This is a genomic window from Mesorhizobium sp. M4B.F.Ca.ET.143.01.1.1 (assembly GCF_004792275.1).
Lineage (GTDB): Bacteria > Pseudomonadota > Alphaproteobacteria > Rhizobiales > Rhizobiaceae > Mesorhizobium > Mesorhizobium abyssinicae.
On sequence record NZ_SRSR01000013.1, the window covers coordinates 147523 to 161287 of the forward strand.

General features: G+C 65.2%; 14 protein-coding genes. 10 read left to right on the plus strand and 4 right to left on the minus strand.

What is annotated here, in order from left to right; genetic code table 11:
- Positions 1-136: 136 nt before the first annotated feature.
- From EN786_RS26875 to EN786_RS26915, 9 genes are all read left to right on the plus strand, one after another.
- Entirely contained in the window at positions 137-1177 is a 1041-nt protein-coding gene (locus EN786_RS26875) for an ABC transporter substrate-binding protein (RefSeq protein WP_127311577.1), read from the plus strand.
- An 85-nt stretch (positions 1178-1262) separates the two neighbouring features.
- Positions 1263-2345 (plus strand): ABC transporter ATP-binding protein, encoded by a 1083-nt coding sequence (locus EN786_RS26880; protein WP_135909063.1) that lies wholly within the window; start codon positions 1263-1265, stop codon positions 2343-2345.
- Complete coding sequence (locus EN786_RS26885) at positions 2345-3262, plus strand: ABC transporter permease (protein WP_127311654.1); 918 nt, start codon at positions 2345-2347, stop codon at positions 3260-3262. The genes EN786_RS26880 and EN786_RS26885 overlap by 1 nt, the downstream gene beginning before the upstream one ends.
- The gene (locus tag EN786_RS26890; RefSeq protein ID WP_127311653.1) at positions 3259-4059 is read left to right on the plus strand and encodes an ABC transporter permease; all 801 of its coding nucleotides are present in this window, start codon (positions 3259-3261) and stop codon (positions 4057-4059) included. Before EN786_RS26885 ends, EN786_RS26890 begins: the two co-directional genes overlap by 4 nt.
- 21 nt (positions 4060-4080) lie before the next feature.
- The gene (gene ggt / locus EN786_RS26895; RefSeq protein ID WP_127311652.1) at positions 4081-5667 is read left to right on the plus strand and encodes a gamma-glutamyltransferase; all 1587 of its coding nucleotides are present in this window, start codon (positions 4081-4083) and stop codon (positions 5665-5667) included.
- Positions 5668-5738: 71 nt separating this feature from the next.
- Positions 5739-7268 (plus strand): acyl--CoA ligase, encoded by a 1530-nt coding sequence (locus EN786_RS26900; RefSeq protein ID WP_135909056.1) that lies wholly within the window; start codon positions 5739-5741, stop codon positions 7266-7268.
- Entirely contained in the window at positions 7268-8254 is a 987-nt protein-coding gene (locus EN786_RS26905; protein WP_127311670.1) for a 2-dehydropantoate 2-reductase, read from the plus strand. The genes EN786_RS26900 and EN786_RS26905 overlap by 1 nt, the downstream gene beginning before the upstream one ends.
- A 150-nt stretch (positions 8255-8404) precedes the next feature.
- Positions 8405-8758 (plus strand): nuclear transport factor 2 family protein, encoded by a 354-nt coding sequence (locus EN786_RS26910; RefSeq protein WP_127311671.1) that lies wholly within the window; start codon positions 8405-8407, stop codon positions 8756-8758.
- A gap of 231 nt (positions 8759-8989) precedes the next feature.
- Positions 8990-9343: an ArsC family reductase gene (locus EN786_RS26915; protein ID WP_127284891.1), complete on the plus strand. Its 354-nt coding sequence runs from the start codon at positions 8990-8992 to the stop codon at positions 9341-9343.
- Positions 9344-9554: 211 nt separating this feature from the next.
- Here the strand turns inward: EN786_RS26915 and EN786_RS26925 are convergent, their stop codons facing one another.
- The 4 genes from EN786_RS26925 to EN786_RS39490 form a co-directional block, all read right to left on the minus strand.
- Positions 9555-9911, minus strand: coding sequence for a DUF488 domain-containing protein (locus tag EN786_RS26925; protein WP_135909058.1), 357 nt, complete (start codon positions 9909-9911; stop codon positions 9555-9557).
- A gap of 22 nt (positions 9912-9933) precedes the next feature.
- Positions 9934-11190 (minus strand): aminopeptidase, encoded by a 1257-nt coding sequence (locus EN786_RS26930; protein ID WP_127311672.1) that lies wholly within the window; start codon positions 11188-11190, stop codon positions 9934-9936.
- A gap of 78 nt (positions 11191-11268) precedes the next feature.
- Complete coding sequence (locus EN786_RS26935) at positions 11269-12183, minus strand: LysR substrate-binding domain-containing protein (protein ID WP_189524308.1); 915 nt, start codon at positions 12181-12183, stop codon at positions 11269-11271.
- 109 nt (positions 12184-12292) lie between these two features.
- Positions 12293-12646, minus strand: a complete 354-nt coding sequence (locus EN786_RS39490; RefSeq protein WP_189340485.1) for a hypothetical protein — start codon at positions 12644-12646, stop codon at positions 12293-12295.
- Between EN786_RS39490 and EN786_RS26945 the strand changes: the two genes are divergently transcribed.
- Entirely contained in the window at positions 12591-13751 is a 1161-nt protein-coding gene (locus EN786_RS26945; protein WP_127310243.1) for a YbfB/YjiJ family MFS transporter, read from the plus strand. The two genes, EN786_RS39490 and EN786_RS26945, sit on opposite strands and share 56 nt — an antisense overlap.
- The last annotated feature ends 14 nt before the right edge of the window (positions 13752-13765 follow it).

Genomic DNA, 13765 nt, shown 5'->3' on the forward strand with positions numbered 1-13765 from the left:
CCTTGGCCTCAATCTTCCGTCACCAAAAAACGCATGGCGCGTGTTGACATCGGCTTTCGACGAATTACACTCAAAATTGTATACAAATTCGCATACCAAATCAACGATAATGGGAACACCGGTTGGAGAAGCGAAAATGACGAAGCTGCTTTGCATCAAAAGTCTTGCGGTCGCGGGGCTGCTGGCCTCGGTCGCCGTCCCGGCATCGGCCGCCGACACCATCACCGCCGCCTCCTGGGGCGGCACCTATCAGGAGGCGGAGACCAAGGCCTTCTTCGATCCGACGGCCAAGGAACTCGGCATCACCATCAAGCAGGACACCACCAACGGCCTCGACGACGTGCGCCTGCAGGTCACCGGCAATGCCGTCAAATGGGACATCACCGAGCTCGGTGCCGACGAATGCGCGCGCGGCTCCAAGGAAGGCCTGTTCGAGAAGCTCGACTACAGCGTCATCGACAAGAGCGGCATCAATCCCAAGCTCGTCCATGACGACTGGGTCGGCATTTCCTACACCTCCGTGGTGCTGATCTACCGGACCGACGTTTTCGGCGACAAGGGGCCGAAGACCTGGGCCGATTTCTGGGATGTCGAGAAATTCCCCGGCCGCCGCGCGCTCTCCGGCAGCCAGGCGACGGAAACGCTGAGTGTCGCCGCACTCGCCAAGGGCATTCCGATCGACAAGGTCTATCCGGTCGACATCGACGGCGCGCTGCAATCCGTCGACAAGGTCAAGGGCCATATCGACGCCTGGTGGACCTCGGGCGCCCAGGCCATGCAGCTCGTCAAGGACGGCGAGGTCGACATGGCGAGCATCTGGAACGGCCGCGCCGGCACCTTGCGCAAGGAAGGCGCGCCGGTCAGCTTCTCCTTCGACCAAGGCGTTCTCACCGCCGACTGCATGGTCATCCCCAAAGGCTCGAAGAACAAGGACCTCGCCATGAAGGCGCTGGCCAAGTTCGTCAGCCCCGACCTTCAGGCCAATTTGCCGCTCTATGTCGACAACGGCCCGGCCAACGAAAAGGCCTTCGAGACCGGCAAGATCCCGCCGGAGCGGATCAAGGACATCAATTCCGCGCCGGACAACGTCAAGAAGCAGGTGCTGCAGGATCCCGAATTCTGGCGCGACACCCTCGTCGAGGCGACCGAGAAGTTCAACAACCTGATCCAGCAATAGACAGGGTGGCACCGGTCGGGGCAGCGTCCAGGCGCTGCCCCAGCTCCGTCCCGCCATGAATGATCCGGAGTCCAGGGAGATGCTTTTGTCCATCGCGCCGACCGCGCTTCCCATCGGCATCAGCGGCATCGAAAAGAGATTCGGCGGCGTCTCGGTGCTGCGCGATCTTTCGCTCGATGTCGCGGCGGGTGAATTCCTGACGCTGCTTGGCCCGTCGGGCTCGGGAAAGACGACGCTGCTGATGATCCTGGCGGGCTTCGTCAGGGCGAATGCCGGCAGCATCAAGGTCGGCGGCGAGGAGATCATCGCCATGCCGCCGCACCGGCGCAACATCGGCATGGTGTTCCAGAACTATGCGCTGTTCCCGCATATGAATGTCTTCCACAACATCGCCTTTCCGTTGAAGCAGCGCCGCGTCTCGACGGCGGAGACGGCCGAGCGCGTCGAAAAGGCGCTGGACCTCGTGCAGTTGAAAGGGCTCGGCGAGCGCCGCGTCGACCAGCTTTCCGGCGGCCAGCGGCAGCGCGTGGCGCTGGCCCGCGCCATCGTCTTCGAGCCGCGCATCGTGCTGATGGACGAGCCGCTTTCGGCCCTGGACAAGAGCCTGCGCGAGCACATGCAGATCGAATTGCGCAATCTGCATCGCCGGCTGGGCATGACGACCGTCTACGTCACCCACGACCAGCGCGAGGCGATCACCATGTCGGATCGCATCGCCGTCATGAACGCCGGCTGCATCGAGCAGATCGACAGGCCGGAAGTGCTCTACGCCGCGCCCAAAACGCGCTTCGTCGCCGGCTTCATCGGCGATTCCAACTTCATCCCGGTCGAAAGCCGCAACGGCAGCGTCTGGTATGAGGACAGGAAGATCCGCATGACCTCTGCGGTGCCGGCCGCCGGCTGCCATCTGATGGTGGTGCGGCCGGAAAAGCTGCGCCTCGTCGCCGACGCTCAGCCGGCGGGCAGCGTCAACGTGATCCCGGCGACGGTCGGCGACGTCATCTACCAGGGCGACAGTTTCGCCTGCTATGCCACTCTGCGCGACGGCCGCCAGGTGACGCTGCGCGACTATTGCCGCTCCGACGTGCTGGCCAGACTGCCAAGGCCCGGCGAGCCGGTCAATCTCGGTATCGATGCCGAGGACGTGGTGCTGGTGGCGGCGGACTGATGAGCATGCAATCCGCCAAACTGCCCCATGCCGGCGCCCCGACGCTCAACGCCGATGCGTTGCATGCCGACGCGCGCCGCGAATCCTTCGGGCTGCTGGCGCTGCTGTCGCCCGGCCTGCTGCTCGTCTTCGCCGTCATCATCGTGCCGATCGGCTGGCTGTTCTGGCTGTCGCTGTTCGACGAGACCGGCTCGCTGAGCGCTTCGAACTACGCGCGCTTCTTCCAGCAGCCCTCCTACATCAAGACCTTCCTCACCACCTTCAAGGTTGCCTTCGCCGTCACCGGCGCCTGCGTCGTGCTCGGCTATCCGCTGGCCTACATGCTGTCGCAACTGCCGCGCCGCGCGGCCTCGATCTGCCTGATCCTGGTCATCCTGCCGTTCTGGACCTCGGTGCTGGTGCGCACCTATGCCTGGCTGGTCATCCTGCAGCGCAAGGGCCTGATCAACAGCTGGCTGATCGACCTCGGCGTCATTAGCCAGCCGCTGCCGCTCGCCAACAATTTCGCCGGCGTCATTATCGGCATGACCCACATCATGCTGCCGTTCCTGGTGCTGCCGCTCTACGCCTCGATGAAGACGATCGACATCGATTGCCTGCGCGCCGGCATGAATCTCGGCGCCAGCCCGGCCGCCACCTTCCGGCAGATATTCTTCCCGCTGTCGCTGCCCGGCCTCGCCTCCGGCGTGGTCATCGTCTTCGTGCTCTGCCTCGGATTTTTCGTCACGCCGGCATTGATGGGCGGCGGCAAGGTCATCATGTGGGCGATGCGCATGGAGCAGACCACCAGCCTCTATTCCAACTGGGGCGCGGGGGCCGCGCTCGGCGTCGTTCTGCTTGCCGTCACGCTGGCCCTGCTCGGCCTGTTCCAATGGCTGCTCGGCGCGCGCGCCACCGGCGTCTGGAGCTCGCGATGAGCATGGAAAATGCCCTGCCCATATCGCACCGGCAACGGCTCTGGCTCTATGCGCTCGGAGCGCTGGTCCTGCTGTTCCTGATCGCGCCGTCGGTCATCATCGTCATCATGTCCTTTTCCGGCTCGACGCTGCTGCAGTTTCCGCCCGAGCAATGGTCGCTGCGCTGGTACGAGAGTTATTTCGGTTCGGTCGAATGGCGCGATGCCACCGTCGTTTCGGTGAAGGTCGCTGTGATGACGATGATCGTGGCGACGCCGCTCGGCACCGCAGCCGCCTATGCCATCAATGCCGGCACGCTTCGGCTGACCGGCGCCATCAACGCGCTGCTCACCGCCTCGCTGATCATCCCGGTCATCCTGATCGGCATAGGCACCTTCTTCCTCTACGCCCGCATCGGCCTCAACAACACGCTGACCGGCCTCGTCATCGCGCATACCGTGCAGGCCCTGCCGCTGGTGGTGCTGACCGTTGTTTCCGGCCTGCGGTCCTACGACATGAACCAGGAGAAGGTGGCGCGCAGCCTCGGCGCCAACCGCTTCTCCGCCTTCCTTCAGGTGACGATGCCGCAGATCCGCTTCTCGATCGTGTCGGGCGCGCTGTTTGCCTTCATCACCTCCTTCGACGAGGTGGTGGTTTCGCTGTTCATCTCCGGCGGCGAAACCACGACGCTGACGCGCCGCATGTTCAATGCGCTACGCGACCAGATCGATCCGACTATTGCCGCCATTTCGACTTGCCTGATCGTGCTATCGATCGTCTTGTTGTCCGCCGCTCAGCTTTTCGGCCGCGGACGTTGAATGCAGGGATACCGTAACAGCATGCGTGATTTTCAGTTTCCCGGCCGCTCGCCGGTCCGCGCCACCGAAGCCATGGCCGCGACCTCGCATCCGCTCTCGACCCTCGCCGCGATCGAGATGCTGCGCTCCGGCGGCAATGCGATGGACGCCGCCGTCTGCGCCGCCGCCGTGCAGGCGGTGGTCGAGCCGCAGTCGACCGGCATCGGCGGCGATTGTTTCGTGCTTTATTGCCCTAAGGGCGAGGGGAATGTGCTCGCCTTCAACGGCTCGGGCAGGGCGCCGGCGGCGGCGACCGTCGACTGGTATCTGGAAAAGGGCTTCAGCGAATTGCCGAAGCAAGGCCCGCATGCGGTCACCATTCCGGGGGCCGTCGACGCCTGGTGCAGGCTGCTGGAGGACCATGGCCGCAAGGGCATCGCCGACGCGCTGGCGCCGGCGATCCACTATGCCGAAAACGGCTATGTCGTGCACGACCGCGTCGCCTTCGACTGGAAAGATCCCGAGACCGACCTGTCGGCCGACGAGGTCGCTGCGCGCATCTTCCTGCCCGGCGGCAAACCACCCAGGGCCGGCGACGTCCATCGCCAGCCGGAGCTCGCCGAAACGCTGCGCATCATCGCCAGGAAAGGCCGTGCCGGCTTCTACGAGGGTGCGGTGGCCGAGGACATCGTCGGCCGCTTGCGCCAGCTCAGCGGGCTGCACACGCTCGACGATTTCGCTTCGACCAAGGGCGACTACAAGGCCCCGGTTGGCATCTCCTACAAGGGCTACGGCATCCATCAGATGCCGCCGAACAATCAGGGCCTGACCGCGCTTTTGATGTTGAACGTGCTCTCCGGTTTTGAGCTTGGCGGTCTCGACCCCAATGGCGCCGAGCGCCTGCATCTGGAGATCGAGGCCGGGCGGCTGGCTTACCGGGACCGTGATACATTTCTCGGCGACCAGGATCATGTCGCCGTCCCGGTGAAGGAGCTTTTGTCCGCCGTCTATGCCGACCGGCTGCGCGCCGCCATCGACCGCGAACGCGCCATGACCGATTTGCCGCGCCTCGATCTGCCGGGCAGCGACACGGTCTACATCTCCGTCGTCGACCGTGACTTGAACGCCGTCAGCTTCATCAACTCGACCTACTATTCCTTCGGCAGCGGCGTCGTCAGCCCAAAGACCGGCGTCGTGCTGCAGAACAGGGGCACCAGCTTCCGGCTCGATCCGAAACATCCGAACGCGATAGCGCCCGGCAAGCGGCCGATGCACACCATCATGCCGGGCATGATGACGAAGGACGGCCGCGCGGTGATGCCGTTCGGCGTCATGGGCGGCGGCTACCAGCCTTTCGGCCATGTCCATCTTTTGACCAATATGATCGACTTCGGCATGGACCCGCAGCAGGCGCTGGACGCGCCGCGCGTCTTCTACAATCACGACGTCGTCGAGGCGGAGCGAAACGTCCGTCCCGACACAGTTGAAGGCCTTCGCCGGCGCGGCCATCAGGTGGTGGAGCCGGATCACCCGCTGGGCGGCGGGCAGGCCGTGCTGATCGACTGGGAGAAGGGAACGCTGACCGGCGCTTCCGATCCGCGCAAGGATGGAATGGCGCTCGGATACTGATGCCGGCGGCTTCACGATTGTGTGCTGCCGCTCGGCTGGATTTTTGCAGGCTGGAAAGATAGTCGGTGACCATGACCAATACCGCTGACACCGTGGACCTTGCGCACCGCCTCGCCCCCGGCGCCGCTGACGCGCCGGCTGTTTCGGCCCCTGACAGGCCGACGCTCACCCATGGCGGGCTGCGCCGGCTGATCCGCGAGACGGTCGCGAAGCTGAATGCGCTCGGCCTCGGCCGTGGCGACCGCGTGGCCATCGTGCTGCCAAACGGACCGGAGATGGCGACCGCCTTCCTCGCCGTGGCGGCGGCGGCCTCGACTGCTCCGCTCAATCCCGCCTACCGGGCCGACGAGCTCGATTTCTATCTCTCCGATATCGGCGCCAGGGCGATCCTGGTTGCCAGGGATGAGCAGGGGCCGGCGGTCGAAGTTGCCGAGCGTCTCGGCATCCGTGTGCTGCGGTTGCTGCCGCCGGATGACGCGCCCGCCGGCAGCTTTGCCATCGAAGGCGATCCGGTCGGTCCGCCCGTCGCGTCGGGATTGGCAGCGGAGGGCGACATCGCGCTGCTTCTCCACACTTCCGGCACCACCTCGCGCCCGAAGCTGGTGCCATTAAGCCATGCCAATCTTGCCGCCTCGGCCGGGCATATCGGCGCGACGCTCGGCCTGACCTCGGCCGATCGCTGCCTCAACATCATGCCTCTTTTCCACATCCACGGGCTGATCGCGGCTGTTCTGTCCTCGCTCGCCGCCGGTGGCAGCGTCTTCTGCACGCCGGGCTTCAATGCGCTGCGCTTCTTCCACTGGCTGGGCGAGGCAAAGCCGAGCTGGTACACGGCGGTGCCGACCATGCATCAGGCGATCCTGCCCCGCGCCGCGCGCAATGCGGAAGCGCTTGCGGCCGCACCATTGCGCTTCATCCGCTCGTCCTCCGCGTCCTTGCCGGCGCAGGTGATGGCCGAGCTGGAGGCGACCTTCGGCTGCCCGGTGATCGAGTCCTACGGCATGACCGAGGCCGCGCATCAGATGGCATCCAACCGCCTGCCGCCAGGCCAGCGCAAGCCGGGCAGCGTCGGCGCCGCGGCCGGACCGGACGTAGCTGTCATGGCGCCGGACGGGCGGCTGCTTGACGCCGGCGAGACCGGCGAGATCGTCATTCGCGGCCCCAACGTCACCGCCGGCTACGAGAAGAATCCCGACGCCAACGCCAGCGCCTTCGCCCACGGCTGGTTCCATACCGGCGACCAGGGCGTGCTCGACGAGGATGGCTATCTGCGCGTCACCGGCCGGTTGAAGGAGATCATCAACCGCGGCGGCGAGAAGATCTCGCCGCTCGAGGTCGACGGTGTGCTGATGGACCATCCGGCGGTGGCGCAGGTCGTCAGCTTCGCCATGCCGCACGACAAGCTCGGCGAAGAGGTAGCGGCCGCTGTCGTGCTGCGCGAAGGCCAGAGCGCCAGCGAGTCCGACATACGCGGCTTTGCGTCGACCCGGCTCGCCGATTTCAAGGTGCCGCGCAAGGTGCTGATCCTGGACGAGATCCCGAAGGGCGCGACGGGAAAATTACAGCGCATCGGTCTCGCGGCAAAACTCGGGCTCGGCTGATGCGCGTCACCGTTTTCGGCGCCGGCGCCATCGGCGGCTATCTCGCCGCCAAGCTGGCAGCCGCTGGCACGGTCGATCTGTCGGTCGTGGCGCGCGGCGCGCATCTCGAGGCGATCAAGGCCGATGGCCTCAGGCTGATCGAGGGCGAGAGCGAGATTGCCGCGCCAGTGAGGGCGGCCGCCCGCGCGGAAGAGCTCGGCGTGCAGGACTATGTCGTGCTGGCGCTGAAGGCCCATTCGCTGGCGCCGGCGCTCGACCAGATCGCACCGCTGCTTGGGCCGGAGACAGCGGTGGTTACCATGCAGAACGGCGTGCCCTGGTGGTACTTCTACAAGGCCGGCGGCGCGCTCGAAGGCACGCGCATCCAGGCGGTCGATCCCGGCGGCACGATCTGGCAGCGCATCGGCCCGCAGCGCGTCATCGGCTCCGTCGTCTATCCCGCCGCGGAGGTCGATGCCCCCGGCCTGATCCGCCATGTCGAGGGTACGCGGTTCTCGCTTGGCGAGCCGTCCGGCGAAAAGAGCGAGCGCGTAACCGCGCTGGCGCGCGAGATGGTCAAAGCCGGACTGCAGGCGCCGGTGCGCGAGGACATCCGCTCGGAGATCTGGATAAAACTCTGGGGCAATCTGTCCTTCAATCCGATCTCGGCGCTGACCGGCAGCACGCTCGCGGCCATCGTCGCCGACGAGGGAACGCGAACGCTTGCCCGCGCCATGATGCTGGAGGCGCAAGCGATCGGCGAAAGCCTCGGCGTCCGCTTTCCGATCCCCGTCGACAAGCGCATCAAGGGCGCCGGCGACGTCGGCGAGCACAAGACTTCGATGCTGCAGGATCTGGAGCGCGGCCGCCCCATGGAGATCGACGCGCTGGTGAGCGCGGTGCAGGAACTCGGCCGCCTGACCGGCAAGCCGACGCCGGCCATCGACAGCGTGCTTGCGCTGGTGCGGCGGCTGGCCATCGAGCGCGGGTGTAATGCCCCGTTGTAAGGACGACGCATTGGTCGCCATGCGAGCATTTCAAATCGCTGCAAGCTGGACCTGTCTCTCCTGACACGAATTGTCACCTGTGGGACAGGCCGGCGGTAGCAGCCGAGCAGTCGACCCCCTACCTGCGACTGGTCTGAACAGGAGGAAGTCATGACCACTGCTGAAATTGCCAAGGATTTCACGGAACTCCTCAAGCAGGGCGACAGCCACAGTGCTGCCGCGAGGTACAATTCCGACGACATCGTCAGCTATGAGGCCATGGAAGGGCCGATGGCTGTTTGCAGCGGCAAGGAAGCCGTCAAGCAGAAGGGCGAGTGGTGGGAAGCGAACCATGAGGTTCACGGCGGCTCGGTCGACGGCCCCTATGTCAATGGCGACCAGTTCGCGCTGCGCTTCAAGTTCGACATAACGCCCAAATCCACCGGCGAGCGCGTCACCATGGATGAGGTCGGCCTCTATACGGTCAAGAACGGCAAGATCAGCGAAGAGCGTTTTTACTATTGAAGCGTGAAATTCCAGCAGCCTCCAGGGCTCGCATCGCGCACGGTTAAAGTCAGGCATGGCGGCTGGGATGACATGCTGGCCGCCATGTGATGTCTCAAATCGTCCTCGCATGGTCCGCATCGGCAACCGTGCCCCAGCCGTCAAGGAAGCTCGGCCTAAGTCGCTGGCAAAGCGGGCAGGGCGGGCCTAGCTTGTCGTCAGATTCGCGAACCCATCTGCCCGAGGTCTGTTTTGACGATCACCATGTACGGCATCACCAACTGCGACACGATCAAGAAGGCGCGCGTCTGGTTGGAGAGCCGCGACGTCGCCTACCGCTTCCACGACTACCGGGCCGAGGGCATCGAGGCGGAGAGGCTGAACGGCTGGGTCGGAAAGGTCGGCTGGGAAAAGCTGCTCAACAAGGGGAGCACGACTTTTCGCGAACTGCCCGACGAGGAGAAGGGTGCGCTCGACGAGAAGAAGGCAAAGAAGCTGATGCTCGCCAAGCCGACGATGATCAAGCGACCGGTGCTGGAGGTGGGCGACCGCATCCTGGTTGGGTTCAAGCCGGAGGTCTATGAGGAGGCGGTTGGCGGGAAGTAGGCTCGACTGCTTACGCCGCGTTCCTTCGCCCCCCTCTCTGTCCTGCCGGACATCTCCCCCTCAAGGGGGGAGATTGGCAGCTTTGGCGCGTCGCTCATTCCTGCGACGTTGGCGATTTGGCGAAAGCCGGCGCGACAGCTGATCTCCCCCCTTGAGGGGGAGATGGCCGGCAGGACAGAGAGGGGGGCGAAGGAACTCGACGTCTCAGCGTTTATGCTTGGGCTCGCAAATACGCCGCCAGCGCCACCGCATTGTTGTGCGCCTCATCATGTGCGCCATAGAGCAGCGTCACCTTGCCTTTGCCGAGCAATGCGCGCAGCTGGGCCACCGCCTCGCCATTCCCATCCAGTTCCGCCGAATACCGCTTCCGAAACTCCGCCCAGCGCTCCGGCTGGTGCCCGAACCATTTGCGCAGTTCGTCGCTCGGAGCGATCTCCTTCAGCCATAGCGTCAGCGCGGCATCCTTCTTGGCGATGCCGCGCGGCCAGATGCGGTCGACCAGCACCCGTTGGCCGTCCGCTTTCGCCGGCGCCTCATAGACGCGCTTTACCGCAATATCGAAGGCCATCGCACCTCCGAGTTCGGAAACCTCAGGCCCACTCGCCCTTACGCATCACCGGCACGCGGCTGCCGTCCTTGCCGAGGCCGTCGATGTCGATCTTGTCCGAGCCGATCATCCAGTCGATGTGAATAAAACTCTTGTTGCCGCCGCGCGCGGCGATCTCGTCCTGGCTGAGCGAGGCGCCGTCGACGAAGCACTTCGAATAGCACTGGCCGAGCGCGATGTGGCAGGCGGCGTTCTCGTCGAACAGCGTGTTGAAGAACAAAAGCCCGCTCTTCGAGATCGGCGAGGAATGCGGCACCAGCGCCACTTCGCCGAGCCGGCGCGCGCCTTCGTCGGTGTCGAGCACCTTCTTCAGCACGTCCTCGCCCTTGGAGGCCTTGGCCTCGACGATCCGGCCTTCCTCGAAGCGCACCGAGATCTCGTCGATCAGCGTGCCCTGGTAGGAGAGCGGCTTGGTCGAGGAGACGTGACCGGAGACCCGCCTTGCATGCGGCGTGGTGAACACCTCCTCGGTCGGGATGTTCGGGTTGCAGGTGACGCCGTTCTTGGCCGTCGAGGCGCCGCCCATCCATTCATGGCCCTCGGCCAGCCCGACGGTCAGGTCGGTGCCCGGCCCGGTGAAATGCAGCGCATGGAAATTGTGCTCGTTCAACCATTTCGTGCGCTCGGCCAACGCGGCGTTGTGCGCCTTCCAATTGCCGATCGGATCCTCGACGTCGACGCGCGAGGCCGAGAAGATCGCATCGGCGAGCTTGGCCACCGCGACGTCGTCGGCATCGCCGGGGAACACCTGCTTGGCCCAGGCAAGGTCGGGATAGGCGACGATGTTCCAGTTGATGTCGAAGCCGGTGATCTTCTCCAGCGCCGGCTGGTAGGCCATCGAGTTCGCCTTGTTGGCGCGCGCCACCTTGGCCGGATCCTGCGCCGACAACAGCGCGGGGTCCTCGCCGCGCACGGCAAGCCGCGCCGCATTGTTGGAGAAGGCCTTCGCCATGCCTTCATAGAGCCAGCCGGCGGCACGGTCGAAGCCGGCGTCCGCGCCGTAGCGGAAGCGCGCCAGGGTGATCTCGTCATCATTGAAGATCGGCGTCACCAGCCCCGCGCCGGCCTTGTAGGCGTGCTCGACGATGCGCCGCGTCAAGGGCAGGGCCGCGATCGACGACGTCACCACAAGGTCTTGTCCCGGCTGCAACTGCAGCCCGACCTTGATGGCGACTTCGGCCAGCCTGTCGAGCTTCACCGGGTCGATGGTTGCTGCAACGCCGCGCGAATGTGTGGTCATGATCCTGCCTGCCGTGATTGTGGGGTCTGGCCCATACATAGACCGGCAGGGCTAGCCTTTCCACAAGGATCGACTGGCTCAGGCGGCGCTGTCCAGCGACCGGAACTGCGCCATGGTCGCCGCGATTTCCTCGCGGATCCAGGCTTTGAAGTCGCGCACCTTGCGACTCTCGCTTTTTGTCGCCGAGGTCACCATCCAGTAGCCAAGCCCGCTCTCGGCGCGTACGCCGAACGGCGCGACCAGCCGGCCATCTGCCAGCGCGTCGGCGGTCAGCAACTGCCAGGCAAGCATGACGCCATGGCCGGCGATCGCCGATTCCAGGCACAGCATTGGATCGGTGAAGCGTGCCCCCTTGAGAAAGGTGACCGGCTCGACGCCGGCCGCCGCGAACCAGCTGTCCCAGCTGATCATCGACCGCTCGTCGGTGATGGCGCAGGTCTGCGCCAGGTCCTCGATCGAGCGCAGTCTGGCTGCGATCGACGGCGCGCAGACCGGGAACACCTCCTGCGCCAGAAGCAGTTCCGCTTGCACGCCTGGCCATTTGCCGACGCCCATCCGGATGCCGATATCGATGTCGGAATGATCGAGATCGGCGACCCGACCCGAGGCGTCGATGCGCAAGAGCACGTTCGGATGCCGGGCGAAATGCCGCGACAGCCTCGGCAGCAGCCATTTCGACGCGAAGGCCGGGGCCACCGAAACCACCAGCGTGCATTGGCTGGCCTCGTCGGCCAGCGCCACCGCCTGCGCCAGTTCGCGGAAGCCGGCGCCAAGCCTTGCCGTGAACACCGCGCCGAACTCCGTCGGAACAAGGCCGCCCGGCGTGCGTTCGAACAGCGCCTGGCCGAGCTGCTTTTCCGTGCGCTTGATCTGCTGGCTGACGGCGCTGGCCGAGACGTTGAGCTCGCCTGCCGCCGCCGCAAGCGAGCCCAGCCGGGCGACGGTTTCCACGGCACGCAGGCCGTTCAGATGGACGCGGTTCAGCATGGTCATGTAGATTTTCTAAAACGGCAATCGGGAAATCTCAATTGAAACCCGGCACGAAAAGGCTGATTTTTGGGGCTGAAGCCCGACCATTGGAGGCAAATCGATGAAGATTTTATCATTGCTCAAGGTCTTTTCCGCCGATGACGCACGGCGAAACCGCCATGACGGCGAGATTACCCGCTGGATCGTCGACCCGTTGTCGCATCCTGTATTCGACACCATGTCGGAGCGCGAACTGGGCGATGTCCCCTTCCGGCTGACGGCCCGGCGCACAGATCACGAGACGGCGCGCCCAGGCTGTCGGTAAGACAATCGAACTGTTTCCGGCTGGCGGGCACGCGCCCATCGGCATTCCGAACTGGCCCAACACAAGCGCATTGTCTTGCTGCTCGGCACACTTATTGTGCGCCGCGATGAAAACCGCCTCGCCATCGCCCTTGCGGCTTGCCTTGGCCGGCATGCTCGCCATGGCTGTCGCCATGGGCATCGGCCGTTTCGTCTACACGCCGATCCTGCCCGGCATGATGGAGGAACTGCATCTGTCGCCGGCCGATGCCGGCTGGATCGCCTCCGCCAACTATCTCGGCTATCTCGTCGGCGCCTTCGCCGCCGCCGGCGGCTGGGCGCATGGGCGCGAGCGCATGCTGATGTTTGCCGGCCTCGCCGCCAGCGCCTTGCTCGCCGCCCTGATGGGCCTCGGCGACACGATCGCGGTCTTTCTCGCCATCCGCTTTCTTGCCGGTCTCGCCAGCGCCTTCGTCATGGTCTTCATGGCCTCGATCGTCTTCAGCCATCTTGCCGTGGCCGGCCGTAGTGATCTGCAGGCGCTGCATTTCGGCGGCGTCGGGCTCGGCATCGCGGCTTCCTCGGCATTGATGTCAATTCTCGTCACCGGCCATGCCGGCTGGCCGGCGGGCTGGCTGTGGGCGGCGGCGATCTCCGCTTTGGGTCTCGTCGCGGTCGCCCTGCTTGCCGGCACCACATCGACCATCAACGGCGCCGAAGGCCGCGAGCCCGCACTGCCGAAGCACCGGTCGCTGCTCAAGATGATTGTCGCCTACGGCCTGTTCGGCTTCGGCTATGTGGTGACCGCGACCTTCCTCGTCGCCATCGTGCGCCAGGGCGGCGGCGGGCGCGTGTTCGAGGCCATGGTCTGGATGATCACCGGCCTTGCCGGTGTTCCGTCCGTCTGGCTGTGGCAGAAGGTCGCCGAAAGGTTCGGTCTCTACCCAGCCTACGTACTCGCTTGCCTGATCGAGGTGGTCGGCGTCGCGGCAAGCGTCGTTGTCGGCGGCTATGTCGGGCCTCTGCTGGCCGGCGTTCTGCTGGGCGGCACGTTCATCGCCATCACCGCGCTCGGCCTGCAGGCGGCAAGGCAGCTTGCACCGCAAGCGCCGCGCCGCATCTTTGCGCTGATGACCGCCGCCTTCGGCCTTGGCCAGATCATCGGCCCGATCGCCGCCGGACTGCTCGCGCAAGCCTCCGGCAACTATGTCTCGGCCTCGATCATGGCGGCGGTCGTCCTGCTCGTCTCCGCCGTCATCGCCTGGTCGGCTGCGCCAAAATCGCCATGATTTGTGGTCTTGCT

Excerpts from the sequence above, each read along its gene's own strand:
- EN786_RS26875 (WP_127311577.1), top strand. The coding sequence starts at position 137 with ATGACGAAGCTGCTTTGCATCAAAAGTCTTGCGGTCGCGGGGCTGCTG.
- EN786_RS26885 (WP_127311654.1), top strand. The coding sequence starts at position 2,345 with ATGAGCATGCAATCCGCCAAACTGCCCCATGCCGGCGCCCCGACGCTC.
- EN786_RS26890 (WP_127311653.1), top strand. The coding sequence starts at position 3,259 with ATGAGCATGGAAAATGCCCTGCCCATATCGCACCGGCAACGGCTCTGG.
- ggt (WP_127311652.1), top strand. The coding sequence starts at position 4,081 with ATGCGTGATTTTCAGTTTCCCGGCCGCTCGCCGGTCCGCGCCACCGAA.
- EN786_RS26900 (WP_135909056.1), top strand. The coding sequence starts at position 5,739 with ATGACCAATACCGCTGACACCGTGGACCTTGCGCACCGCCTCGCCCCC.
- EN786_RS26905 (WP_127311670.1), top strand. The coding sequence starts at position 7,268 with ATGCGCGTCACCGTTTTCGGCGCCGGCGCCATCGGCGGCTATCTCGCC.
- EN786_RS26910 (WP_127311671.1), top strand. The coding sequence starts at position 8,405 with ATGACCACTGCTGAAATTGCCAAGGATTTCACGGAACTCCTCAAGCAG.
- EN786_RS26925 (WP_135909058.1), bottom strand. The coding sequence starts at position 9,911 with ATGGCCTTCGATATTGCGGTAAAGCGCGTCTATGAGGCGCCGGCGAAA.
- EN786_RS26930 (WP_127311672.1), bottom strand. The coding sequence starts at position 11,190 with ATGACCACACATTCGCGCGGCGTTGCAGCAACCATCGACCCGGTGAAG.
- EN786_RS26935 (WP_189524308.1), bottom strand. The coding sequence starts at position 12,183 with ATGACCATGCTGAACCGCGTCCATCTGAACGGCCTGCGTGCCGTGGAA.
- EN786_RS26945 (WP_127310243.1), top strand. The coding sequence starts at position 12,591 with ATGAAAACCGCCTCGCCATCGCCCTTGCGGCTTGCCTTGGCCGGCATG.
- EN786_RS39490 (WP_189340485.1), bottom strand. The coding sequence starts at position 12,646 with ATGGCGAGCATGCCGGCCAAGGCAAGCCGCAAGGGCGATGGCGAGGCG.